Origin of the sequence: Endozoicomonas sp. ONNA1 (genome assembly GCF_024606325.1) — a bacterium.
GTDB lineage: Bacteria > Pseudomonadota > Gammaproteobacteria > Pseudomonadales > Endozoicomonadaceae > Endozoicomonas_A.
In genome coordinates, this window is record NZ_JAHHPN010000329.1 from 1 (window position 1) to 1,474 (window position 1,474).

A 1,474-nucleotide genomic window follows, 5' to 3' on the forward strand; every position below is an offset into this window, starting at 1 on the left:
GGCCATACCGGGCTCATTTCTCGAAAAGCTCGGCTATCGACCAGATAAACGATCGCGGCATAGATAAACTACCTTATAGATGGCGTGACTGTCCTTTCGTGGAACGATGGCTACACTGAAATACTTCAGAGCCTTGGTAGAAGCCAAGTTTCGCATCTTGGTAAACAAATGACTTGATTTTATGAACTTTATTGAGGGTAGTTTTTATTGGCATCATCGGTGTTTTTATGGTTATTTTGCCTGCAAACAAAAAACCTACCAAAAATCAGCCGCTGGCGCTTCTCCCTCTCAAATTGACTCATTTTTACCCACAGATATCCCTGAAGGGTCATGAAAACTTGTTCATAACAGACACTATAAGGCATTCGCTATGTTTATTTCGTCCGATGACGATTCTATTAAAAACACGCTAACCTCTACAATATACTCATTTGGGTCTTCGTGTGATGGTATATATGGGCAGATGGTATTTTTTCCTAATGGCATTATCCATGGCTATGCTCATCCAAATGAATGCTATTGGGGTTTAGAAAATGGAGTATTAATTTTTTATGATGTTAATAGAGTTATATCTGCTAGCTTTGACTTCTCAGAAAGACTAAACACCTGGATAGGGATTTCAAAAGGTCAAAAGTGGCCTTTATTCTTAGTACCGGTTATTGAAATCGACAGCCCGGTTAACTCCGGACTATCAATTTTTATTAATAGCATACCAAAATCAGGCACCTATTTTCTGGAGAAAGTATTCACTAGTTTAGGTATGAAGTCATCAGGACTCCACCTTTCAGGGCGAACCACCATTCACGATAACCGCGGTATTGATAACATACACTTTCAGCCGTCTAATCAATATATAAGGTGCGACTTGAGTCTGTTGGCTAGTTTACTTGCTGATACAAATACTATTACGGTGGGCCATATAGAATATGTTGACGTTGTAAATAAATTTTCTGACTCAGGAATAAAGGTTATATCTGTAGTGAGAAATTTAAGAGATGTACTCGTAAGTTTGATGAAGTTTAAGGAGCAAAAAGTAAAAGAAAGTAGTTGTGCAGAAAGCCTATGGAAAAAACAGGTTGGCCCAAGCAAACTAGAAGCATTTCTATGTTATTACCACAGTCTAGATATTCAGCACATTAAAAGCGTAACCGCAGCGATCATTGAATCTGAAACTGATGTTGTTAAGTATGAGGAACTCGTCAACGGACATTTCCCCTTATCTGTTGTGAACAATTATTCACAGTTAAGCGAAATTGAGGAACACCTCAAGAGAAACCTGAATGTTTCTACTTCAACTTACTCAGGACAGAGGTCTAATTTTTCTGACTTTTGGAGTATTGATATGGATAAATATTTTTTTGACTCAGGTTTGTACGAGTTAAACGCTAAACTCGGCTATGAAGAGTAATTAGTAGGTAAGTCCTGAGAAATATCAATCTACTGGAGCAACTGCCAATACATGAGCCCTTCTTCC

The 1,474-nt window shown here is 38.3% G+C and carries 1 protein-coding gene; it reads left to right on the top strand.

Annotated features, from left to right (window positions below; genetic code table 11):
- The first annotated feature begins 370 nt into the window (after nt 1-370).
- On the top strand, nt 371-1,408 hold the full coding sequence (locus tag KDK19_RS07520) for a sulfotransferase domain-containing protein (RefSeq protein WP_257291667.1): 1,038 nt from the start codon (nt 371-373) through the stop codon (nt 1,406-1,408).
- The last annotated feature ends 66 nt before the right edge of the window (nt 1,409-1,474 follow it).

What these genes read in the sequence shown, in the direction of transcription:
- KDK19_RS07520 (WP_257291667.1), top strand. Translation starts at nt 371, where the DNA reads ATGTTTATTTCGTCCGATGACGATTCTATTAAAAACACGCTAACCTCT.